The 24,668-nt window shown below is 33.7% G+C and carries 23 protein-coding genes and 1 other annotated feature; all 23 genes read right to left on the bottom strand.

Going from position 1 to position 24,668, the window contains the following annotated elements; all coding sequences use genetic code 11:
* Positions 1 to 102: 102 nt before the first annotated feature.
* The 23 genes from B5D16_RS04740 to proS all read right to left on the bottom strand — a co-directional run bounded on the left by B5D16_RS04740 (position 103) and on the right by proS (position 24,652).
* Entirely contained in the window at positions 103 to 2,361 is a 2,259-nt protein-coding gene (locus B5D16_RS04740; RefSeq protein ID WP_078765827.1) for a leucine-rich repeat domain-containing protein, read from the bottom strand.
* Between the two features lie 261 nt (positions 2,362 to 2,622).
* A complete protein-coding gene (locus B5D16_RS04735) occupies positions 2,623 to 5,100 on the bottom strand; it encodes a glycogen/starch/alpha-glucan phosphorylase (RefSeq protein ID WP_078765826.1) in 2,478 nt (825 codons plus the stop codon).
* Positions 5,101 to 5,120: 20 nt separating this feature from the next.
* Positions 5,121 to 8,285 (bottom strand): isoleucine--tRNA ligase, encoded by a 3,165-nt coding sequence (gene ileS / locus B5D16_RS04730; RefSeq protein WP_078765825.1) that lies wholly within the window; start codon positions 8,283 to 8,285, stop codon positions 5,121 to 5,123.
* A 58-nt stretch (positions 8,286 to 8,343) separates the two neighbouring features.
* Positions 8,344 to 8,564, bottom strand: a binding site (T-box leader).
* Between the two features lie 89 nt (positions 8,565 to 8,653).
* Positions 8,654 to 9,160, bottom strand: a complete 507-nt coding sequence (locus B5D16_RS04725) for a hypothetical protein (RefSeq protein ID WP_078765824.1) — start codon at positions 9,158 to 9,160, stop codon at positions 8,654 to 8,656.
* A 141-nt stretch (positions 9,161 to 9,301) separates the two neighbouring features.
* The gene (locus B5D16_RS04720; protein ID WP_078765823.1) at positions 9,302 to 10,006 is read right to left on the bottom strand and encodes a CpsD/CapB family tyrosine-protein kinase; all 705 of its coding nucleotides are present in this window, start codon (positions 10,004 to 10,006) and stop codon (positions 9,302 to 9,304) included.
* An 8-nt stretch (positions 10,007 to 10,014) separates the two neighbouring features.
* Positions 10,015 to 10,737 (bottom strand): YveK family protein, encoded by a 723-nt coding sequence (locus B5D16_RS04715; protein ID WP_078765822.1) that lies wholly within the window; start codon positions 10,735 to 10,737, stop codon positions 10,015 to 10,017.
* A 194-nt stretch (positions 10,738 to 10,931) separates the two neighbouring features.
* Positions 10,932 to 12,005: an LCP family protein gene (locus B5D16_RS04710; protein ID WP_078765821.1), complete on the bottom strand. Its 1,074-nt coding sequence runs from the start codon at positions 12,003 to 12,005 to the stop codon at positions 10,932 to 10,934.
* On the bottom strand, positions 11,974 to 12,696 hold the full coding sequence (locus tag B5D16_RS04705) for a CpsB/CapC family capsule biosynthesis tyrosine phosphatase (protein WP_078765820.1): 723 nt from the start codon (positions 12,694 to 12,696) through the stop codon (positions 11,974 to 11,976). Before B5D16_RS04705 ends, B5D16_RS04710 begins: the two co-directional genes overlap by 32 nt.
* 86 nt (positions 12,697 to 12,782) lie before the next feature.
* Positions 12,783 to 13,499, bottom strand: coding sequence for a lysophospholipid acyltransferase family protein (locus B5D16_RS04700; RefSeq protein ID WP_078765819.1), 717 nt, complete (start codon positions 13,497 to 13,499; stop codon positions 12,783 to 12,785).
* Positions 13,499 to 13,951 (bottom strand): hypothetical protein, encoded by a 453-nt coding sequence (locus tag B5D16_RS04695; RefSeq protein WP_078765818.1) that lies wholly within the window; start codon positions 13,949 to 13,951, stop codon positions 13,499 to 13,501. The genes B5D16_RS04700 and B5D16_RS04695 overlap by 1 nt, the downstream gene beginning before the upstream one ends.
* Positions 13,948 to 14,382: a YwiB family protein gene (locus B5D16_RS04690; RefSeq protein ID WP_078765817.1), complete on the bottom strand. Its 435-nt coding sequence runs from the start codon at positions 14,380 to 14,382 to the stop codon at positions 13,948 to 13,950. Before B5D16_RS04690 ends, B5D16_RS04695 begins: the two co-directional genes overlap by 4 nt.
* Positions 14,383 to 14,421: 39 nt before the next feature.
* Positions 14,422 to 15,255 (bottom strand): glutamate racemase, encoded by an 834-nt coding sequence (murI, locus tag B5D16_RS04685; protein ID WP_078765816.1) that lies wholly within the window; start codon positions 15,253 to 15,255, stop codon positions 14,422 to 14,424.
* Positions 15,256 to 15,304: 49 nt separating this feature from the next.
* Positions 15,305 to 16,165: a 4-(cytidine 5'-diphospho)-2-C-methyl-D-erythritol kinase gene (gene ispE, locus B5D16_RS04680; protein ID WP_078765815.1), complete on the bottom strand. Its 861-nt coding sequence runs from the start codon at positions 16,163 to 16,165 to the stop codon at positions 15,305 to 15,307.
* 108 nt (positions 16,166 to 16,273) lie between these two features.
* Positions 16,274 to 18,004, bottom strand: a complete 1,731-nt coding sequence (locus B5D16_RS04675; protein ID WP_078765814.1) for a phospho-sugar mutase — start codon at positions 18,002 to 18,004, stop codon at positions 16,274 to 16,276.
* Positions 18,005 to 18,169: 165 nt separating this feature from the next.
* A complete protein-coding gene (locus B5D16_RS04670; protein ID WP_242942986.1) occupies positions 18,170 to 19,537 on the bottom strand; it encodes a CCA tRNA nucleotidyltransferase in 1,368 nt (455 codons plus the stop codon).
* An 8-nt stretch (positions 19,538 to 19,545) separates the two neighbouring features.
* On the bottom strand, positions 19,546 to 19,947 hold the full coding sequence (locus tag B5D16_RS04665) for a hypothetical protein (RefSeq protein ID WP_078765813.1): 402 nt from the start codon (positions 19,945 to 19,947) through the stop codon (positions 19,546 to 19,548).
* Positions 19,948 to 20,028: 81 nt separating this feature from the next.
* Positions 20,029 to 20,589: a chromate transporter gene (locus B5D16_RS04660; protein ID WP_078765812.1), complete on the bottom strand. Its 561-nt coding sequence runs from the start codon at positions 20,587 to 20,589 to the stop codon at positions 20,029 to 20,031.
* On the bottom strand, positions 20,589 to 21,161 hold the full coding sequence (locus B5D16_RS04655) for a chromate transporter (protein ID WP_078765811.1): 573 nt from the start codon (positions 21,159 to 21,161) through the stop codon (positions 20,589 to 20,591). The genes B5D16_RS04660 and B5D16_RS04655 overlap by 1 nt, the downstream gene beginning before the upstream one ends.
* A 17-nt stretch (positions 21,162 to 21,178) precedes the next feature.
* Positions 21,179 to 21,604 carry a GNAT family N-acetyltransferase gene (locus tag B5D16_RS04650; RefSeq protein ID WP_078765810.1) on the bottom strand — a complete coding sequence of 142 codons (426 nt, stop codon included), beginning with the start codon at positions 21,602 to 21,604 and terminating at the stop codon, positions 21,179 to 21,181.
* A 23-nt stretch (positions 21,605 to 21,627) separates the two neighbouring features.
* On the bottom strand, positions 21,628 to 22,077 hold the full coding sequence (locus B5D16_RS04645) for a GNAT family N-acetyltransferase (protein WP_078765809.1): 450 nt from the start codon (positions 22,075 to 22,077) through the stop codon (positions 21,628 to 21,630).
* Positions 22,078 to 22,084: 7 nt separating this feature from the next.
* Entirely contained in the window at positions 22,085 to 22,543 is a 459-nt protein-coding gene (locus B5D16_RS04640; RefSeq protein WP_078765808.1) for a GNAT family N-acetyltransferase, read from the bottom strand.
* Between the two features lie 20 nt (positions 22,544 to 22,563).
* Positions 22,564 to 23,172 (bottom strand): histidine phosphatase family protein, encoded by a 609-nt coding sequence (locus B5D16_RS04635; protein ID WP_078765807.1) that lies wholly within the window; start codon positions 23,170 to 23,172, stop codon positions 22,564 to 22,566.
* 82 nt (positions 23,173 to 23,254) lie between these two features.
* Positions 23,255 to 24,652 (bottom strand): proline--tRNA ligase, encoded by a 1,398-nt coding sequence (gene proS, locus B5D16_RS04630; protein WP_242942992.1) that lies wholly within the window; start codon positions 24,650 to 24,652, stop codon positions 23,255 to 23,257.
* Positions 24,653 to 24,668 lie beyond the last annotated feature (16 nt).

Genomic DNA, 24,668 nt, shown 5'->3' with positions numbered 1-24,668 from the left:
AACATATTCAAAGTTATTAAATTCTCCTATTATATATAAAACCCAAAATAAATCTAAATACCAGATAAAAGAGATGACTGCTAAAAGCAGCCATCTCTTTTATTAATCTTTATATAATTTATTCAAATCATCATATCTGATTCTATATAATTTATCGATCTGAATTTCTGTCTGATGTGAATCATCCTCCGTATACTTACCAGAAGCAGATTCAAAAAGCAAATACATATATTTACCTTTCTTCTCTATACCTTCAAGCATCGCTGGAAGTCTATAAACATCAGTTGGTTGTCCAATTGATTTATCTTTTTTAAGATTTACTTTGTGAACATATACATGTGAATCAGGAAGTACACCGTAAGACTGTGACATAATAAGTTCTCTCTTGTTCTTTCCTGTATTATTAATAATCAATCCCTGAATATTACCTGGTACACTATATGTATATTTCTTAGAAAAAATTATACGTCTTTCCTTTTTCTTCTTATTTGAAACCTTAACCTTTTTGGACTTTACTTTATAAACATTTAAAGCACAACTTGCCTTATCTAAACTATGTCCTGCCCAAAAATATGTACCATCAAAAGCAGTAAAGTCAGCATGTCCAGATAATTTTACCTTATAATCATACTTAATTGTACGACCGTTCTTAGTTTCTCTTATCTTCTTAGGACTAATAATCGCTAAATAGTCATAGGAAGAAATATTATTAAGACTAAGTGCTATTCTGTTCTTCACAACACATATTGATCCAACATGATCACTGTTAGGTATCTGAAGACACTTAAGATACTTACCTGACTTATCATAAACAAGAATAATTGACTTTCCGCCACCTCGCTTATATGCAGTAATCAATGTGTAATTACCTGCTCTACATACCCCTTGAGGAACATACTTCTCAAGTTTCTTTAAGGCATATTCATCAGTAGTATTCTTAACAATCTTTTCAAGCATTGAATTTGCCTGGAAACTTAAATTTCTTCTAAGAACTTCAGCATCAGTATATGTCCATTTAATATTATTAGCTATCGCATATCTCTTCTGCATAGAGTTAGCAACAACCTTAACTACTAAATTAATATCACCAGCAAATGCATCCCTACCAATTGTAGTAACTGTTTTATTTAAAACCAAACTTTCTAAGCTTTCACAATCTCTAAAAGCTTCATGGCCTATATAATATAGTGATGGCTTAATGCTGTAGTTTTTAAGTAATCTACAATTCTTAAAAGCTTCCCGATTAATCTTTTTAAGTGTCGTAGGTGATGTAATCTTTGTAAGTGATGTACATCCCATAAACGCCTGCTTCTTAATAATTGTTACACCTTTATACATCGCAACTGATTTAACACCCTGTGCATTTCTAAACATAGCAGCAGGTATCTCTGATATACCTTCTTCAAATATAATCTTTTTAGCACTACCCTGAAGGCCCATCATTTCTGTTGCACTTTTAACCTTTTTAGGAATTCTAAGTTCATTAATTGAAAAACACTTATCAAATGCATTTTTACCAATAGTTTCAAGTTTAGCCGGCAACTTTATGTTAACCATCGCTCCACAATTATTAAAAGCACTTTCACCAATACTTGTTATACTATCTGGTAAAGTCACATCAGTTACTGATGAACAATTAATAAATGCATTCTTTCCTATGCTACTAACATTGCATCCTTCAGCGAAAGTTATTTCTTTAATATACTTATAACCATCAAAAGCACTATCTGCTATCTTTGTAACACAAGCAGGAATTACAATCTTAGTAAAAGTTTCATCTTCACGATCAATATAGATACCAACTAACTCTTTAGTATCCTTTTTAACTCTGTAAAGTTCATCCACAACTTCATAATTAGGATCAGTCTCTACTACTGGTTCTCTAACCACTTCCACTGGTTCAGTTTCAACTTCAGTCGATTCACCTTCAGTGCTTTCTTCCTTTGCTTTAGTTTCACCGGTATTACCATCATCTGGCTTCCCCTTAGAAATCTCATCTTCAGCCTCTATAAAACCAGCCGCTGGAATCTCAACTTCAATAGGATTTTCATCACTTACAGAATCCTCAACATCAACCTGAGCTAATCCAGTACCCACTGATGTTTCCACTTCAGTAGATTTCTCAGTTTCCTTTTCAATTTTTTGTTTCTTTTTCTTGGATTTTTTCACTTCGACTTTTATGTCATTATCAGTATTAGAAGCTACTTGATTTGTAATCTTCTTATTAGCAACACTTTCAAGCATAGATTTTTTTTCATTTAATACCTGTACCTGATTAAAATATGTATACGTTTCAACGCTACATACTGTAGATAATAATACAATAGCCGTAAGACCTTTTTTAGTAAAATTCTTTTTCATACGTATCCCCGTTTCTCTAGCATTATTTACAGTAACAGATTTTATATTTCCACAAAAATCTTAAAAATATTATAACATAAAAGTTAACATAATTAAACCTTTTCACACTAATTAAAAACTTAACAATTTCTAACAAAAACATAACATATATCTTATATTTACAATAAAAAACTAGTATCAGTAGCATCAACCAAGCGCTAAAGTGATTGATAACTTTCCAATACTAGTTTTGTATATTATGTTAACTAAGTTGAGTTTTAACTATACTTCAACTTTAACTTTTTTAAGTTTCCAAATATCCTTAACATATTCTTCAATTGTTCTGTCTGATGAGAACTTACCAGCATTTGCTACATTTAAAATAGCTGATTTAGCCCAGCGTTTCTCATCCTTGTAAGCTTCCTCAACAGCCTTTTGAGCCTCAATGTAAGCTCTAAAGTCCTTAAGGATAAAGTATCTGTCAGCAACATCTGTACTCTTTGTATTAAGAAGTGAATTATAAATATCTCTGAATCTTTCAGGATCATCTGGTGCATAGAATCCATTAATGAGCTGCATAAGAACCTTCCTAACATCCATGTCCTCATTAAATATCTTCATTGGATCATATCCACCATTCTGCTCATAGTTAATAACTTCATCAGAAGAAAGGCCGAAAATAAATGCATTCTCTTCACCAACTTCTTCAACTATTTCTACATTAGCACCATCCATTGTACCAAGTGTAAGAGCACCATTAAGCATAAACTTCATATTACCAGTTCCTGAAGCTTCCTTACTAGCTGTTGAAATCTGTTCAGATACATCAGCCGCAGCAAATATTATCTCAGCATTTGATACTTTGTAATCCTCAATAAATACAACCTTAAGTTTTCCTTCTATGGATGCATCATTATTAATTACATCGGCAACACTGTTAATAAGCTTAATTGTAAGCTTGGCAATTTTATATCCTGCAGCTGCCTTTGCACCAAATACAAATGTTCTTGGATAAAATTCCTTTTCAGGATGCTCCTTAATCTCATTATATAAGTACATAACATGTAAGATATTAAGAAGCTGACGCTTATATTCATGAAGTCTCTTAACCTGAACATCAAATATAGAACGTGGGTCAACATCTATTCCATTATGTTTCTTAATGTATTCTGCAAGTCTCTTCTTGTTTTTATACTTAATGTTCATGAATTCCTTCTGACATTTTCTATCATCAGCATAAACTTCAAGTTCTTTAATATGTGATAAATTAGTAATCCATTCATCACCAATTTTTCCTGTAACCCATTCTGCAAGAAGTGGATTAGCGTGAAGTAAGAATCTTCTCTGTGTGATACCATTTGTTTTATTATTAAACTTCTCAGGCATCATCTCATAGAAGTCCTTAAGTTCCTGATTCTTTAATATCTCTGTATGAAGTCTTGCCACACCATTAACTGAAAATCCAGCTGCAATTGCAAGATGAGCCATCTTAACCTGCCCATCATAAATAATTGCCATACGCTCAACCTTACCTCTGTCACCAGGATATTTTTCTTCGATTGAAATACAGAATCTTCTGTTGATTTCCTCGATAATCTGATAACATCTTGGAAGTAATCTTGAGAATAATTCAATAGGCCACTTTTCAAGAGCTTCACTCATAATTGTATGGTTTGTATAAGCAACACACTTTGTTGTAACTTCCCAAGCTTCATCCCACTCAAGCATATAAACATCCATAAGGATTCTCATAAGCTCGGCAACTGTAAGAGTTGGATGAGTATCATTCATCTGGAATACTACTTTTTCATGAAGTTTCTTTATGTCTTTATGCTTATCCATGTACTTCTTAACTGCAGTCTGAACACTGGCAGAAATAAAGAAATACTGCTGTTTAAGTCTTAATTCCTTACCCGACATGTGATTGTCATTTGGATATAATACTTCTGTAATAGTCTTTGCAAGGTTTTCCTGCTCAACTGCTGCGTGATAGTCACCCTTGTCAAACTCATCAAGATTAAAGCTTACCAAAGGTTCTGCATCCCAGATTCTAAGTGTATTAACAACATTATTGCTATAACCAACAATTGGTAAATCATAAGGGATAGCTCTAATTGACTGATATCCATCCTGTGTAAAATGGCTTCTGCCATTCTCATCAGTAAATGTTCTTGTATATCCACCAAATTTTACTTCACACGCATATTCATCTCTTCTAACTTCCAATGGATTACCATATCTTAACCAGTCCTCTGGTACTTCCTTCTGATATCCATCTTCAATCTTCTGTTGGAAGAAGCCATACTTATATCTGATACCACAACCATATGCTGGATATCCAAGTGTTGCAAGTGAATCAAGGAAGCACGCTGCAAGTCTTCCAAGACCACCATTACCAAGAGCTGCATCTGGTTCCTGATCTTCAATAACATTGATATCAAGTCCCAACTCTTTAATGGCTTTCTTTATTTCATCCCTGCAGGATAGATTAATGATAATATTGCCAAGTGCTCTACCCATAAGGAATTCCATTGATAAATAGTAAACTGTCTTTACATCTTTTTTATCATATACTCTATGTGTAGCAATCCATTCATCAATGATTACATCCTTAACGGCATATGCTACAGCCTGAAACTTCTGACGATCATCTAATTCATCAATAGTTTTTCTAAAAATATTCTTTGCATTTTCTGATACTTTAAACTTAAACTGTTCACTAGTAAGTTCAACAACATCATTTATAAGACCAGTTCTCATATTACTACCTCCCCAGGTTCTTATGATAATTTGTTAACTGCAAGTGTTACCATTTCAGCATTGATATTCCATTCTTTTTCGTATTTGCTGTCTTTATCTAAGCTTTCAAAATAAATATCATTTGCTAAAACTTCTGAAGCAATCTTATCCTTATTAGCCTTTACAATTTCAGTAACCTTATCGTTATTTGAAACTGCTACTTCGATTTTGTCCATTACTTCGTATCCAGCTTCTTTTCTCATAGTTTGGATTTTTGAAATGATTTCTCTTACAAAACCTTCTTCGATAAGCTCTGGTGTAAGATTTGTATCAAGTACTACTGTAATGCCGTTATCACTGTTCGCTACATAACCTTCCTGTGAAGCTTCATCGATAAGTAAATCTTCTTTTGAAAGAACAACTTCTTCACCATCAAAGTTAAACTTAAGTGCTCCTTCTGCATTAAGTGTATCCATAGCTTCGTTACCATCAACTTCTGTAAGTGCCTGTTTAATCTTTCCAAGAAGCTTACCATACTTAGGACCAACTGTCTTAAGCTGTGGTTTAAATGTATATGAAGTAAAGTCTTTAACTTCCTGAGTAAATACTACTTCCTTAACATTTAATTCATCTTCAATAATTTCTTTATAGTAATCATTAAGGTCAAACTCAGCCTTAATGAACATCTTGCCGATAGGCTGTCTGTTCTTAATATTAGATTCATTTCTACAAGCTCTACCAAGAACAATTGCCTTAAGAGCATTATCCATGTTCTCTTCTAGAGTAGAATCAATCATCTTTTCATCAACTTCTGGGAAGTCGCAAAGGTGAATACTCTCTGGAGCTGTCTTATCAACATTAACAACAAGATTCTGATAGATTTCCTCTGTCATAAATGGAATCATAGGAGCTGCTGCCTTACATACAGTTACAAGTGCTGTATATAAAGTCATATATGCATTAATCTTATCCTGTTCCATACCCTTAGCCCAGAATCTATCTCTACATCTTCTTACATACCAGTTACTTAAATCATCAACAAATTCATCTAAAGCTCTAGCAGCTTCAGGAATTCTGTAATTACCAAGGTTTTCATCAACAGCTTTAACCATTGTGTTCATCTTTGATAATGCCCATTTATCCATAACTGATAATTTATCGTAATCAAGACTATACTTAGTTGGATCAAATTCATCAATGTCAGCATAAAGAACATAGAATGCATATGTGTTCCAAAGTGTACCTAAGAACTTTCTCTGTCCTTCCATAACTGCTTTACCGTGGAATCTATTTGGAAGCCATGGAGCACTATTGATATAGAAATACCATCTAATTGCATCTGCACCATACTCTTTAAGTGCATCAAATGGGTCTACTGCGTTACCCTTTGACTTACTCATCTTCTGACCGTTTTCATCCTGTACATGTCCAAGAACGATAACATTTTCATATGGTGCCTTATCAAAGAGAAGTGTTGATTCAGCCATAAGTGAGTAGAACCAACCTCTAGTCTGGTCAACTGCTTCTGAAATGAACTTAGCAGGGAACTGCTGTTCAAATAAATCCTTATTTTCAAATGGATAATGATGCTGTGCGAATGGCATTGCTCCTGAGTCAAACCAGCAGTCAATAACTTCTGGTACTCTCTTCATAGTACCGCCACATTCGCATTTATATGTAACATCATCAATATATGGTCTATGTAATTCAACATTTGCTGAATCTGGGTTACCAGTTTTCTCTGCAAGTTCTGCTCTGCTTCCGATAGCTTCCTGCTTACCACAGCAATCACATTCCCAGATATTAAGTGGTGTACCCCAGTATCTATTTCTTGAAATTCCCCAGTCCTGAACGTTTTCAAGCCAGTTACCAAAACGACCTTCACCGATTGACTGTGGAATCCAGTTAACAGTCTTGTTGTTAGCCACTAACTGATCCTTAACTTCTGTAACCTTAATAAACCATGATTCTCTAGCATAGTAGATAAGTGGTGTATCGCATCTCCAACAATGTGGATAATCATGTTCAAACTTAGGAGCATCGAAAAGCTGATTTCTCTTATCAAGATCGATAAGTACATCCTTGTCAGCATCCTTTACGAACTTACCAGCAAATGGTGTTTCCTCTGTAAGTTCACCCTTTTCATTAACGAACTGAACAAATGGAAGTTCATACTTTCTACCAACATTTGCATCGTCTTCACCAAATGCAGGAGCGATATGAACGATACCAGTACCATCACTCATTGTTACATATGAATCACATGTAACGAAGAATGCTTTCTTATGCTGCTTATCAGCAACTGTTTTAGCGCATTCAAATAATGGTTCATATTCCTTATATTCAAGATCTGTACCCTTGTATGTTTCTAATACTTCATATGCAGGGGCATCTTCAGTTTTTAATTTTCCTAATACTGTATCTGCAAGAGCTTCTGCAAGATAATATGTAAAGCCATCAGCTGCTTTAACTTTAATATATGTATCCTCTGGGTTTACACAAAGTGCAAGGTTTGAAGGTAATGTCCAAGGAGTTGTTGTCCATGCAAGGAAATATGCATCCTCATCCTTAACCTTAAATCTAACAATTGCAGATCTTTCTTTTACAAGCTTATAGCCCTGTGCAACTTCCTGTGAAGAAAGAGGAGTTCCACAACGTGGACAGTAAGGTACAATCTTAAAACCTTTATATAATAATTTTTTATTCCAGATTTCCTTAAGAGCCCACCATTCTGACTCAATAAAGTTATCATCATATGTTACATATGGATCATCCATATCAGCCCAGAAACCTACAGTACCTGAGAAATCTTCCCACATACCCTTGTATTTCCATACAGATTCCTTACACTGTTTAATAAATGGTTCCATACCGTATTCTTCAATCTGTTCTTTACCATTAAGACCTAAAAGTTTTTCAACTTCAAGTTCAACAGGAAGACCATGAGTATCCCATCCTGCCTTTCTAGGAACGAATTTACCCTTCATAGTCTGATATCTTGGAATCATATCCTTAATTACACGAGTAAGAACGTGACCAATATGTGGCTTACCATTCGCTGTTGGTGGTCCATCATAGAAAGTATAAGTTTCTCCTTCCTTTCTATTCTCCATACTCTTTCTAAAGATATCTTTTTCTTTCCAGAATTCTTCTACCTGTTTTTCTCTATCAACAAAATTGAGATCAGTAGATACTTTATTATACATATGCTTCCTCCTTCTTGGATTTTCACTTATTTTTCTTTATAAATAAAAAAACCGTCCATAATAGGACGATTCTATCGCTTACCACCTATTACATCATGCTCAAGAGTTCCTTGAATATGTGTCCTCTGTAACGGGAGAAAACCGTCAGCGCCTACTAAAAACTTCGGGCTGCAACTCCGGAGTGATGTTCGTTTTGATTTCTATTCATATCCGGCTCTCACCATCCCGGACTCGCTTTGACTTTCAAAATTAAACTACTGTCTCCATCAAAGTCTTTCTTTGTTTATATACCTTGTTATTTTAGCCTAATTATATACTCTTTGTCAAGTAAGTAAAATAAAAAAGAACACCGAAGTGTTCTTTTTTATTTATGCTTTAACTTTACCTTTTTTTACTGTTCCCTTATATCCAGCTTTCTTTAATCTCTTCTTAAGAAGTTTGAACTGAGAAGCTTTCATTTTCTTGTTAACAATAAAAACTGTTTTCTTTGTATCAACGCCGTTGAATGCTCCCTTAGCAAATTTTAAAGCCTTAGTAGGTCTATAACTAAATTTCTTAATTTTCTTACATCCTTTAAATGTATTCTTACCCACCTTAGTCACTTTATACTTTTTGCCATTACAAATAACGTAATCTACGATTGGAGCAACTTTAACGTTCTTTCTATTCTTGATTACTTTAAAACTTGTAGCAGTACCTTTAGTTGTAGTATTATACCAATATATAATTCTTTTAACTTTCTTAGCTACGAACTGATCTTCCTTAGCCTGTGTAGGACTCTTTGTAGTATTATCAGCTGCCATAGCAGGAACTGTACCAAGTACAAGAGTAGATGCAAGAGCCAATGTTGCTGCTCTCTTAAGAATCTTCTGCATTATTCCTCCTCCTTTCCGTAACCATATTACACTCTAGATTCCCTAGATAAAATTATTATAAGACTTGTTAACCATAATTTCAAGTTTTATTTTATATTTTTTGACATTAATTTTATAAATAAATTTCAAGCAAAACAGAAACTATTTTCCTTCTTTGCCATAGTAATATTTTTTACCATAATACTTACCGTATCTTTTTTTAGTTGAATTTACACGGTTTAAAACAACACCAAGTATTGGACATCCCGCTCTTTCTAGTCTACTAATAGAATTTCTAACTATCTGTTTTGATGTAACTCCACCACGGATACATAAAATGACACCATCACACTTACTAGCAATGCTTTCACCATCGGATACAAGTTCTAATGGAGGTGCATCAACAAATACATATCTGTAGTTTTCTTCAGCATATTTTAACATTTCATCAAACTTCTTATTTTCAAGAAGCATTGATGGGTTAATTACATTATCAACATTTGGTAATATATCACCATTTTCATATTCTGTACTGTAAATTACATCTTCTATCTTTGATGAATCTGACAAATAATGAGATGTTCCTCTAAGTTTTCCATTACTAGCTTCCTTAATTCCATAATTTCTAAGCAAAACAGAATTACGCATGTCGCAATCAATCAATAATGATTTTTCTCCCGCCATAGACATCTGTTTCCAAAGATTTGTTGCTACAAAACTCTTTCCTTCATTAGGTTCAGAACTAATTATCATTATCTTTTTTATATCATTTCCTAAAAATCCCACATTAACTCTAAGTCTATTAATTGACTCTTCTAGAGCATATGGAAGTTCATATTTCTTTCCAAATACAATCTTCTTATTCATAATCAATCCTACTTTCCACTTACTTCTTCAAGCTTACCTTCTGGTATTACACTAAGTGGTATAATACCGAATGTCTTTTCAACATCCTCAGCTGTCTTTAATGTATCATCTGTTATAAATAAGAATGTTAATATTCCTAATACTAAAATAGTTAAAAGCATTGCACCAATAATAACATTCTTTGTCATACTTGGTGAACTCTTAACTTTTGGAACAACTGCATATTCAACAATATTTGGTTCAGGTGCTTCCATAATATGTGGAATCTGATCCTTTGTTTTCTCTGCAAGTTCGTTCGCTATATTCTTAGCCTCTTCAGGTTTTGTAGATGTAACTCTTATCTTAACAATACGAGTATCATGTACAACTGATAAATTCATCATTGATAAAACCTGTGAATATGTATAATCAAGTTTCAAATCAGCAATAACGCCTTCAACTATCGGTCTTGACTGCATAATCTGTATATAATCGCTTGATAATGCACTACCTATATTTAAGTCGCTAATATCTACTACTGAATTAGTCGATGCTGAAACCATATACATTGTTGATGTTGCAGTGTACTTTTTAGGAATTGCAAACTTTGTAATAGATCCAGCAATGACAGCACCAATAATAAATGCTGCAATTATAAATAACAATTTTCCCTTAAAATAATATAATAATTCGAGAAGATCGATTTCTACTTCATCATTCGGATTGTAATTCTTGCTTTTGTTTGAATTCATATTCCTTCTCCTTACCTATATACTCATACCTATCTATTTTATCTTTTTTCCGTAAAATAATCAACCTATAATCACTCAAAGAGTTCCCTATAAACCGTGTTTATAAAACTGATTTATTATACTAATATAAAAACGTCCTTAATCTGCTTATATACAATGACATATCAATATAAATAAATTTATTGTTCACCATATTAATTATCTATCTCTAAACAATACAATGTTTTTAACACTTCAATAATTGACGATTTATCTACATAAAACTCAGCATGTTCTAAACCATCACCAAGTTTTTTACCAAGCTTACTTTCTCCATCAAAGGTAAATATACCCTTGCTTGTCATTTTTGAAAGCATATTTGCTATTTTAGAAGCTTCATTTCCGTTAATATCAGTAACTGCCTTATCAGTCATATCCTTATATGCCTCATTAATAAATTTAGGATTATCATTAAACATAGCCTTAGCTTTATCAAAATATGCTGACATATATGTACGCTGTCTTCGCATTCTGGATATGTTATCACCATCTCCAACGCCCATTCTAGCTCTTATATACTTTTCTGCCTGTTCATCAGTAAGCTTAACAACGCTTCCTTCTTTTAATGCTGCATCTTCCTTAGTCAAATCATCTTCTATCTTAACTTCAACGCCATCAACCAAATGATTAATGCTTGAAATGTCTTTCATACTAACAGAATAATATCCATTTATATCTAGTTCACCCAAAAGAAGTGATACTGAATTCACTGTATTCTCACAGGACTGTTCTTTATCCTTACCATACCAATGGGCAGTACATAACTGAAGTTCTTCCATTCCTTCGCCTTCACCAGTACTGTCAACCTCTTTAACATCGCATATGGTATCTCTGTTAAACTGAATATATCCATATTCGTTCTTGGTTTTGTTAATTACCAATAACAATAAAAAGTCAGCCATTGTTCCTCGATACGATTCATCCTTCACATTTTCGTTACCAGAATTATCCGTACCAATAACAAGATAACTTTCTACATCATCAGTATATTTATAAAGTGTATCCCCTATTTCGACATAATTAGTAAGCCCACCAGGGTTATCCTTATTTGTATCCTCTGTTGTTTGTTCAGTCTGCTTACTTATGCTTTTTGCATTTGCTTTATCAGATTCTTTTTCGAAGAAATATATAATCCCAGCAAATGCCCCCACTACTAGTACTGCAAGAATTATTCCACAAACAACCTTAATATTTTTCTTATTCATGGCATATCCTCTTACCGTTTTCATCTATTTTATCAAGGACATCCTGTCCGTGTTTCTTTCGTATTTGCTCCCTAGCCTTTACTAAATTAGGCGTTCTTGTACTTAAATTATGGCAATCGCTTCCTAACAAAATATTATCATGTTTTACAAGCAATTTATCAACCCATCTTTTTTGGAAAAAGCCACCAAGGAAAGCTTCCGCATTAAGCTGAATCAAAAGATCCATGCTAAGTAGCCTATCAAAGTGCTCTTTATCCTTTTGAAATTTATAAAATCTTTCAAGATGCGCAAGAATAACATTAAGTTTTCTGTCATTAATGATATACTCTATCTCATCTATATTTTTCTTTGTCCATTGAGCAAATGGCATCTCAATTAAAATATAATTTGTCCCGCTAATACAAAGACTATCTAAATCTTCAGCCTTACTCATATTTTCAAAATAGTAAACTTCAGAACCTAAATATAAGTTCTTTTCATTAAAACCTACATCACTTAGTATTTTTAATACTTTTTCAAAACTTTCATTACGTTTATTCAAAAATCTAGTGATTGAATTCCTACTAGCATAAAAATGAGGCGTAAAAACAATGTCAGTAATACCGTCTCTTTTTTCTATTTTTAGCATTTCCCTTGTCATATCTATATTTCCGCTTCCATCATCAATTCCTGGAAGTATATGAGTATGACAATCAATTATATGTCTCTCTTCCATAGCCCCATCCTAAACTTTCCCAATATACATCATGAGAACTGAATTACCAGTTCTCATGCATATTGAATACCTTTATTTACGTGTATCTATTTCTGATTTAGCATATCCAAGATAGAATTTCTGGCCATTTCACTAACCTTTTTCTTTTCTTCCTTTGGAAGTTCATCAATGTATATCGGATCACCATATTCCATGGTTACCCTAGCCGCCTTAATATACGGCTTCTGTTTTTCAAAAATACTTTCTGTGTTATAGAATGCAACTGGTACTACTGGAACACCAGATTTCTCTGCAATCTTAAAACTTCCAGCCTTAAACTCTGCTACAGTTCCATCCTTAGATCTTGTTCCCTCAGGGAATATAAATATTGATGTACCATTCTTAGCATAATCTATAGCCTGAAGAATTGTCTTAAGTCCAGCTTTTGCACTACTTCTATCAAGGAATAAACAATTTAATGACTTCATCCACCATGGTAATAATGGGAATTTTTCTATTTCCTTCTTAGAAATAAAACCAGTCAATCTATCAACCTTTGCATATCCTACAAATATATCAAAAATACTTCTATGGTTTGCAACGTATAAAACTGCACCCTTAGGTAATTTTTCCTTACCCTTAACAGTAATCCTTGTTCCACATAATAATAATATGAATTTAAATGCTATCTGTATTGTAATTAAACATATCTTTTGTTTAAGTTTCTTATTAAACAGGCCAATTATGCAATATAACCCATATAATGGAATACTCAAAACTAAAAGAGAGATAATTACAAAAGCAACAATTATTAATCTAATCATTATTTCTTACGACCAAATAGACCTTTCTTTTTCTTATCTTCTTTCTGATATACAGGGCCCTTAAGTCTTCTAGCCTTAGTGATATACAAACCACTTACTGTAGCCATAACTTCCTGCTTTGGAAGTAATGTTTCAAATACTTTTGCATCACAAATAAATGTTACAATCTTAGGACCAACCTTTGCTTTTACAAGTGGCATCTTTGAAAGTTTTGCCATCTTAGGAATACTTTCCATAATACCCTTTGGTAAATTTGCATCCGTTATCTTGCCCTTCTTCTTATCTATAATATACAGCTTCATATCCTGAGCTGCTTCTGCTATCGCCTTTTCATTTTCTTCCTGTCTCTTCTGCGCCTTCTTACCAACTACCACTAATACAGCAAGTGCTATAAGCATGATAACTAGTAATACTATGGCAATTGTTCCCGCTGTTCCAATCGCTAAATTCATTGAATCCTCCTTAAAATGTTTATTTTCATATCACAGGATGATGTTAATTCATCTCCCTGATATAATTCATATTCCATTTCGATAAGTAAGTCATCACCATCTTCAGTTATGTAAACCTCTTTGGTAACCTGCTTTAAACTAAGTACAAGACCTCCAACATCTGTATCTAAATCTCGTACCTCATTCTTAGCAAATGCCATCTTATACTTAAAGTCTCCATTATTAATAACTTCTACTCTATCACCACCTGCCTTAATCAAGGCCTTGGTAATGGCACCACTTTCCTCATCCTTATACTCATAGTTAACATAATGAGTATCATTTATCTTTTTATAATTTCCATCCGCAATGACCGACATAGGAAACTCTCCCTCATCAGTCTTATGAATAGTTGTAATCTGTACTTTTATCTTTTCATTCATATTAATCATATTTCTGTATAAATATCTATTATGGTTAACATAATTTTCTTATACAATATATTCTTCTATCTCAACCTGAGTAATAGTATCTATATCAAATGGAAGTATGGAATTAGCAAATGTTCTAAACTTTCCACCAGCATCACTTACGAAAAATTCATACTTCTCATTTTCATCCATATTAAGCTTACCATCAAACTTCAAATCCTTATCCTCAAGTAATTCCTTAAGTCTCATGGCTGTTTCATAAGCTGGATTAATAAGAGTAACCTTATCACCCATGATTCTACCCACTGTACTTCTAAGAAGTGGATAATGAGTACAACCTAAAATAAGAGTATCAATGTTTTCTGTCTTAAGACCTGCTAAATATCTTTTAGCCATCTCATCAGTAACTTCATCATGAAGCATGCCTTCCTCAACTAAAGGGACAAACAAAGGACATGCCTGACCAACAACAGTAATATCACTATCAAGTTCATGAATAAACTCTGTATAAAGTTCACTTTTAATAGTTGCATCTGTTGCGATTACACCAATTCTCTTATTCTTTGTGGATCTAACCGCAGTTCTAGCACCAGGTTTAACCACACCAATAATTGGAATATCTATTTCATCCTTAATTTCATCAAGTGCCAAAGCTGAAGCTGTATTACAAGCAACAACAATTGCCTTAACTCCCTTACTCTTAAGGAATTTAACTATCTGTCTTGAATATTTTAAAATATTTTCCTTTGACTTACTACCATAAGGAACTCTTGCAGTATCACCAAAATAAACAATACGTTCATCAGGTAACTGTCTCATAATTTCCCTTGCAACTGTAAGTCCGCCAACACCTGAATCAAAAACTCCAACAGGTGCCTGCTTTAAATCATTCATATTTTCCTCCAAATCAGCATTTTATGTAAGCCAATTACATTTGCTGAAATTATACAAGTTCTGTTACATATATCTGTGCATCAGGATACTTAATGCTTAAAACCTTATAGGCCTGTGCAATATTATCCTCATCAGTAAAAAGGCCAAATACTGTTGGTCCACTTCCACTCATAAGTGAATTGTCAGCACCAAGCTCTAACATATCCTCTTTTATCTCGCTAATAATAGGATATGCCGGAATTGTAACACTTTCTAGTACATTCCCAATATTATCTGAAACTGCCTTATAGTCGTTATTCTCAATACCTTTAAGCATAACATCTATATCCGGATGCTTTGTATTTTCATCTATCTTAAGATTTCCATATACAAAACCAGTTGAAACATCAATAGGTGGCTTAACTAAAAGCACTTTACATGATGGTGCGTCACTAAGCTTAGTAAGCTTTTCACCAATTCCTTCAGCAAGAGCAGTTCCACCCATAATACAATATGGAACATCAGCCCCAAGTTTAACGCCTCTTTCACGAAGCTGCGTTTCACTAAGTCCAATATTAAACATACGATTAATACCCACAAGTGTTGCAGCACAATCACTACTTCCACCAGCCATACCAGCAGCAACCGGAATAACTTTTTCAATATTAATCTCTAAACCATCAATAATATTAAACTCATCCATCAATAGTTTAGCAGCTTTATATACTAAATTGGATTCATCCGTAGGAACTGACTTAACATTACATTTAATGTGAATTCCACTTTTCTTCACACGTCTAATTTCAATTCCATCATAGATTCCAACTGTTTGCATTATCATTCTAAGATCATGGTAACCATCTTCTCTTTTCCTTAAAACATCAAGTCCAAGATTGATTTTGCCATAAGCCTTAACGTAAATTTTTTGCATATCCACTCCGCATAACAAACATTATTTGAACTCAAATGCCCACGCGGATGGTTAATATTTTTATCATCCACGTAGGCACATATATTTTCACAATAAATTTCAAGTAATTTATAGCATCTTATTAATCATTTCTACTAAGTCTTTTTCAAATGCCTCACTCTTCTTATCAGCATCTTCTAATGATGTTCCCTTAACACCATAATAAAATTTAACCTTAGGTTCTGTACCTGAAGGTCTAACACATAACCATGCATTATCTGATAAATCATAGTAAAGTACATTTGACTGTGGAAGTCCTGTTGTTGTAACTTCGCCAGTTTCTAAGTTCTTAACTGTATCCTTATCATAATCTCTTGCTGATAATACCTTATATCCAGCGATTTCTGTTGGAGTATTATCTCTAAGAGTATTAAGAATCTGCTTAATCTTTTCAAGTCCTTCAATACCTGCAAGTTCAATAGCCTTAATACCATCTTTGTAATAGCCATACTTTTCATACATATCAAGCATAACATCCCAAAGTGTCTTGCCCTGCTTCTTATAGTAAGCAGCTGCTTCACAAAGAGCCATAGTTGCTACGATAGCATCCTTATCTCTTGCATGTGTTCCAATAAGACAACCATAACTTTCTTCAAAACCGAAGAGGTATGTGCCCTTTCCACTATTTTCGAAACCAAGTATTTGCTGACCGATATATTTGAAACCAGTAAGTACTTCAATAAGCTTAATGTTATATGACTTTGCAATTGCATCTGCAAGGTTTGTTGTAACAATAGTCTTAATTAAAGCACCATCTTCTGGAATACCACTCTTTTCTTTAATCTGGCTGATTTCATACTCAGCAAGTAAGCTACCTGACATATTACCTGTAAGTACTTTGTAATCACCATTCTTATCCTTAACATATACACCAAGTCTGTCTGCATCAGGATCTGTAGCCAAAACTAAATCAGCATCTTTTTCCTTAGCAAGCTTAAGTGCAAGTTCAAAAGCTTCTGCTGCTTCTGGGTTTGGATAACTTACTGTAGGGAAGTTACCATCAGGAAGTTCCTGCTCAGCAACAACATAAACATTCTCAAAACCAATTTCCTTAAGAACACGTCTAGCAGGAATATTACCTGTACCATGAAGTGGTGTGTAAACAATGCTGATGTCCTTCTGCATTTCCTTAATCACTTCAGGGTTCTTAACCTGACTCTTAAGTCTTTCAATATATGAATCATCAATGTCCTTACCAATTACATTGTAAAGGCCTTTTGACTTAGCCTCTTCCTTATCCATTGTAAGAACTTCTGAAAAATCCTTAATTGCCTTAATGGCATCCATAATACCTTTATCATGAGGTGGTGTAATCTGTGCACCATCTTCCCAATATACTTTATATCCATTATATGCAGGTGGGTTATGACTAGCTGTAACGTTAATACCTGCGATACATTTAAGTTCTCTAACTGCATATGATAATTCTGGAGTTGGACGAAGTGAATCAAATACATACGCCTTAATTCCATTTGCATTTAAACAAAGTGCAGCTTCATCAGCAAATTCTGGTGAAAAATGTCTGCTATCATAAGCAATTGCAACACCCTTATCCTGACCATTCTGTGAAAGAATGTAATTTGCAAGACCCTGTGTAGCACGTCTTACGATATACTTGTTCATTCTGTTAGTTCCTGCAGCGATAATACCTCTAAGACCAGCTGTACCAAATTCAAGTTCAGTATAGAATCTTTCCTTAATTTCATTATCATCGCCTTCAATAGCTCTAAGCTCCGCTTTTGTCTCCTCATCAAAGTAAGGATTTGATAACCACTCTTTATATGCCTCTGTGTAATTCATGTTATCCTCCATTTCACTAACATATCGTTAGATTTATTTTCTCTTTTTCTTTGGCTCTCCTATTATGTTTTTATGCGCAAACCCCTACTTTTACACATAAATCCACTAGCTTATAATTATATAATACATCGCTAGAAATTACAAGATTTAACACAAAATAGTGTTTTATAAATACTTTTCTTTAACTATTGTTTCCAACTGTTCATATGTATTAAGCTCTGGTTCATCTACAACCACTTCCAGCAAATGCTTTAAACACTCACCCATTTGCACTCCTGGCTTCATGCCAAGTTTAATCAAATCATTACCTGTTATCTTTAAATCCTTTATTTCTAAAGCATCCTCTCTTTCAAGAATTCTCTTGTAACCTTCCTTAGCAAAATTTAAAGTTTCAATGCTTCTAGCCTTTCCATACTCACTCTTACCATTTAAATCTGCTTCAAACAATTCTAAAAAGTAAGAGAAATACTTCTTTCCTATTCGACTTACTGCTCTTCTTAAAGCCTTGTCAGTATTTGGAAAACTACCTGTCAAATCACTATGACAAGCAACCACCTTAGTAACAATATCCACTGTATCATTATCAAACTTAAGGTCTTTAAGTTCCTTTCTTGCCATATCACTACTAATCTTTGCATGTCCCTTAAAGTGATCAATGCCTTCCTCATCCGTTGTTTTACAAAGTGGCTTACCCATATCGTGGAAAAGAGCAGCCCATCTAAGATAATGGTCATTTTTTATATTAACCAAAACTTTTAATGTATGTTCACCAACTGATGAATCATGATAAGGAGTATTTTGCTCTGTATTCATCATTTCATCAAATGCTGGCATAATCACCTTAGTAATTCCTGTTTCATATAAAGTTCTAAACATCTCTGGATGGCTACTTATAAGAAGCTTATCAAGTTCAACATTAATACGCTCCTTACTAATAAGTTCAAGATTAGGCGCAAGCTCTTCCATAGCCTTTAGAGTTTCATCATCAATCTCAAATCCAAATCTTGCAGCAAATCTTACAGCTCTAAGTATTCTTAATGCATCTTCAGTAAATCTCTCATGAGCTATCCCAACGCATTTGATAATCTTTCTTTCAAGATCCTCAATGCCACCAAATTCATCTATAATTCCATTCTTTGGATTATAAGCCATGGCATTAATTGTAAAATCTCTACGCTTTAAATCTTCTTTCAAGTCCGAAGTAAATTCTACACTATCAGGATGTCTGCCATCACTATAATCACCATCTATTCTATAAGTTGTAACCTCGTAACTTTCTCCACCTTTTCTTACAGTAACTGTACCATGCTGTAAACCAGTATCAATTGTCTTTCTAAAGATGGACTTTACTTCCATAGGTTTCGCAGATGTTGTAATATCCCAATCCTTAGGTGCTTCACCCATTATACAATCTCTAACACAACCACCTACGGCATATGCTTCATATCCTCTATTTTCAAGCATGTCTATAATCCATAAAACATCACTTGGAATTATCTTTTCAATTTTTTCACAGTATAAATTCTTATTCATAATAAATCCTAACTATTAATCTTTCTTGTTTCTTGAACAATTTTAATTCTATCAGTTTGCTTACTATAAAACTGATTCATCTTATTTATGGCTTCTAAATATTCTTTATCAGGGTCAAAGTTAGTTATAACCTCAATTATATAATTATATTTTGCTAAATCTTCTCGATCTGGGAAGAAATTGCTCACAGCATTTGCTCCAATACAATTAATATAATTTCCAACTTTTTTATTTAGATAAACAAGATGCTCTAACTTCTTATCTTCCACAATTTTCTTTTGTTTAAAATCAAACAGTCCTTTTGGTGCATCTACTACCCACGGTTCAATGGTATCAATTATCACCATAATAATACACAAGTTATTATCATCTATCACTATTTTATCTATCTTGTCTAATTCTATAAGCATGTTAATATACTCCTATCAAAAATCATTTACAATCAATTTTTCATTTTTCCTAAAAAAGATTCTTTCATACTAACCTCATATCTACATTGCTCCATAAACTATCGTACCACACACTGCCGATATACATATAAGCATTATAGGTGAAATTTTCTTTTTAAACTTTCTTAATCCAAAATATAAACCACCTAAAACTATAGTTAAAACAATTGCCGGAACATCAGTTTCTGTTTCTGAAGAAATATTGAAATTTTTCCATATCATATATATTCCTGTTGCAAGAATAATACCTATAATACATGGTTTCAATGCACCTAATACTGATTGAAACAATTTATTTTTTAACAACCTTTTAAATAATAACATTATAGTAAGTATTATCAAAAAAGCTGGCAAAACAACAGCTGTAGTTGCGATAAAAGCTCCAAGGATTCCTCCTTTTGAACTTCCTATATATGTTGCCAAATTTACCATAATTGGTCCTGGTGTACTTTCACTAACTGCAATCATATATGAAATTTTTTCCTCATCTATCCATTCATAAGATATAACAATATCGCGAATTAAAGCTATGGATACATAACCACCGCCAAAAGAAAATAAACCAACCTTTAGAAATCCTATTAATAATTCAATATACTTCATCAATCAGCACAACTCCCTTCTGTTTTATTCTTTATCAGAAAGGACACTACCCCAATTAATGCAGCAAATATCATAATCACAAGTGATGATATATGTAATGCATATATATTTATCACTAATACAGCTATACACGCCGAACTTATTATAACCATCTTAAGTACTGTCATTTTTGTATTTGAAAGCATCTTCACAGCCGCATCCACTATCAATAATCCCACTGCAATTTTTATTCCATGAAAAGCATTGGCAACCCATTTTATTTCTAGAAATCCATCCAAATATTTTGAAATAATATATATAATAACAAACGACGGAAGAATCATTCCTATGGTTGCAAAGATAGCACCCAAAAGTTTCTTTCTTTTATATCCTACATACGTGGCACAATTAATTGCTATCGGACCAGGTGTCGATTCAGCAATAACTGTAATATCCATCATTTCTTCATGCGTAATCCACTTTTTCTTTTCTACGCAAATATCCTCAATAAGGGAAATCATTGCATATCCACCACCAAATGTAAATGCTCCAATTTTAGCAAATGTCATAAATAATTCAATTAAAACCTGCATTATTTCATTTTCCCTATTTACTCTTCGTCAAATATCAACCATTGATCCATTCCAGGACCCGCGTCCTCGTTAGGACGTACTCTAAATCCAAATTTCTCATAAAAAGGTTCTTTTCCTATAGCCGAATTTAAAGTCAGTTTTACTTTATACCCCAGTTTCATTCCCTCTTTCAATTTTTGAATGCTTGCTTCAACAAGCTTACGTCCAATTCCCTGTCCTTGATATTTTGGATCAACAATAACATCTGACAAAAAGGCAATATATCCGCCATCCCAAAGTAATCTTACAACTCCAATAGCTTTTTCGTCGTCTCGAACGCACTGAATCATATATGCTTTATCTATACATGCCTTGGCTTGTTCAAGTGGGAATTCAACCCATCCAACCATTTTACGTAAATCCATATATTCTTCAGGTGTAATATAATTTTCAAAACTTATCATTCTTTATTTCCTCTTTATTCAACTTAAATGTCATCTAACACTAACTTCATAAAAACATCTGCGTATTGATTATCATTATATCTTTCCGTTTTTATAAAGCCAACTTTTTCATATAATTTCAATGCCTCTTTATACTTAGACATTGAATCTAACATTATCAATTTATATCCTTTTTCTTTGGCTTTATCAATTACACTATTAATCAGTTTAAACCCAAGTCCTTGTCCTCTTAAATCTTTTAAAAGATATAATGCCTTAAGTTCAGCTGTATCATCATTTATTTTCTTTAATCCAACTGTTCCAACTACTTTATCATCTAGAACCAAACAAAAAAATACATCAAAGTATGTTTCTATATCATTATAAAAATAATGCCTTCCATATGGTTCAAATTTCTTTCCCAATTCTCTAAAACAATTTTCTGTAAACGCAAAAACGTCTTGCTTATATTCTTTTTTATACTCAACTATCATTGGCTTATTAAACCTCTCTAGTCAAAACCATACATTCAGTTGAATCAGCAAATCCCATGCTTTCATAAAGTGGTCGTCCTGATTCAGTTGCATCTAAACTAATCTCTGTAGTTCCTGCTTTCCAAGATTCTTCAATTAATAAATCAACCATTTTTCTTGCAATACCTTGACGACGATATTCACTTCTTGTATATACATTCATTAAATGAGCACGTTTTCCTGTAGGATGATTAAAAGCTGGCATTACTCTAATAAAACTCATTGATGCACAACCAATAACTGTATCATCATCATACGCAAGCACCGTTATATGATCGCCATTCAAAAAATAATCATAACTTTCATTTACCATCACATCAGAATACTCGTAATCTTCTGACAGATTATTTACAACCTTAAGCATTTCAAGACGACTACTCATCAATTCATCAATATCATCACTTGTTGCTAATCTTATATTAATCATTTACTTCTCCCTCATAACTCCTACACCATATACGACATATCATTAATATGTCTCACCATATGCTTTCCATCATCACCAACAAACATATGAGAAACTCCGCCTCCTGGTCCATGAATATCAACTTCCATTAAAGACTCTACAGAAATACCTATAAACATAGCATTCCATAAACTTAATAAATCTCCATGGGAAACAATAATGATATTTTCATCATCACTTGCCATCACCTCTTCATAAAATGGTCTAAGGCGATTCCAAGCATCTCTTCTACTTTCTCCGTCTGAGAACAATCTATCATCAACTGTTTTTTCCGGGCACTCAATGTTTTCACGTAACCACTGAACAGACTTACCACAGCACTTCCCAAGATTTCGCTCTCTAAGTTCTTGCTTAAAGATAGGCTCAACACCAAGATATTTTGTTATTTCTTCCGCTGTTTGTTTAGCACGCTTAAGATCAGATGAATATATAACTACATCCTTCTCAGCAAATGCCTCTTTCAACTTTTTACCAATTGCATCTGCCTGTTCTTTTCCTAAGTCTGTCAAATCCCAATCCGTCCATGAACCTACCATTCCATTAGTATGATGGACCGACTGCGTGTGTTGAATAGTAACGATATGTTTCATTGCTTGCCCCCTTTCTATTCAAAACGAGCCGAACAACGGTAATACTCCATCGTTCAGCTCGACATTTTTTTATATATTAATCTTAATATGCCTTGCCCCAGTATACCATCTTCTTAGCTGGTTTACCGCAACATACACATTTATCACTAATCTCTTCCTGTTCAAAAGGCATACATCTACTTGTAGCTGTTGTTTCTTCCTTAATCTTGTTTTCACATTCAACATCACCACACCACATAGCCTTAACAAAACCTGGCTTATTAGCAATAACATCTTTGAATTCTTCCCAGTTTTCAGCTTTATATGTATGTGAATCTCTGTGTTCTCTTGCTGCAACAAGCATATTCTTCTGAATTGTTTCAAGAAGTTCTGAAACCTTGCTTTCAATTTCATCAAGTGAAACTGTAATCTTTTCAGCTGTATCTCTTCTAACAAGTACTGCCTGATTATTTTCAATATCCCTTGGTCCAACTTCAACTCTCACAGGAATACCTCTCATTTCACATTCTGCGAACTTAAATCCAGGTGACTTATCTGTATCATCAACTTTAACTCTAGCAACCTTACCAAGTTTTTCCTTAAGTTCGAAAGCCTTATCCAAAACGCCTTCCTTCTTCTGCATAATTGGAACGATGCAAACCTGAGTTGGTGCAATTCTTGGTGGAAGTTTAAGACCATTGTCATCACCATGAACCATGATAACAGCACCAATAAGTCTTGTTGTAACACCCCAAGATGTCTGATGAACATGCTTTAATGTATTATCCTTATCTGTAAACTGTACACCAAATGCCTTAGCAAATCCATCACCAAAGTTATGGCTTGTACCTGATTGAAGTGCCTTACCATCATGCATAAGTGCTTCAATTGTATATGTGCTTACCGCACCAGCAAATTTTTCCTTATCTGTCTTCTGACCTTTTACAACAGGAATTGCAAGAACGTTCTCACAGAAATCTGCATAAACATTAAGCATCTGTACTGTACGCTCTTCTGCCTCTTCTGCTGTAGCGTGAGCTGTATGACCTTCCTGCCATAAAAACTCTCTTGAACGTAAGAATGGTCTTGTTTCTTTTTCCCATCTTACTACTGAACACCACTGGTTATAAACCTTTGGTAAATCTCTATATGACTGGATATCCTTCTGATAAAAATCACAGAATAATGTTTCTGAAGTAGGACGAACACATAATCTTTCCTGTAACTGGTTTAATCCTCCATGTGTAACCCATGCAACTTCAGGAGCAAATCCTTCAACATGATCCTTTTCTTTCTGTAATAATCCTTCAGGAATTAAAAGCGGCAAGTATACATTCTCTACTCCTGTTTCTTTGAACTTAGCATCGAGCTGTTTCTGTATTAATTCCCAAATTGCATAACCAGCGGGCTTTAATACCATAAATCCTTTAACCGATGTATAACCTGTAAGTTCAGCTTTTACAACAACGTCAGTATACCATTGTGCAAAATCTTCCTCCATGGAAGTAATTTCTTTA

The sequence above is a fragment of the Eubacterium uniforme genome, from assembly GCF_900167115.1.
Taxonomy (GTDB): domain Bacteria; phylum Bacillota; class Clostridia; order Lachnospirales; family Lachnospiraceae; genus Eubacterium_S; species Eubacterium_S uniforme.
This window is presented reverse-complemented; position numbering and strand designations above follow the sequence as displayed.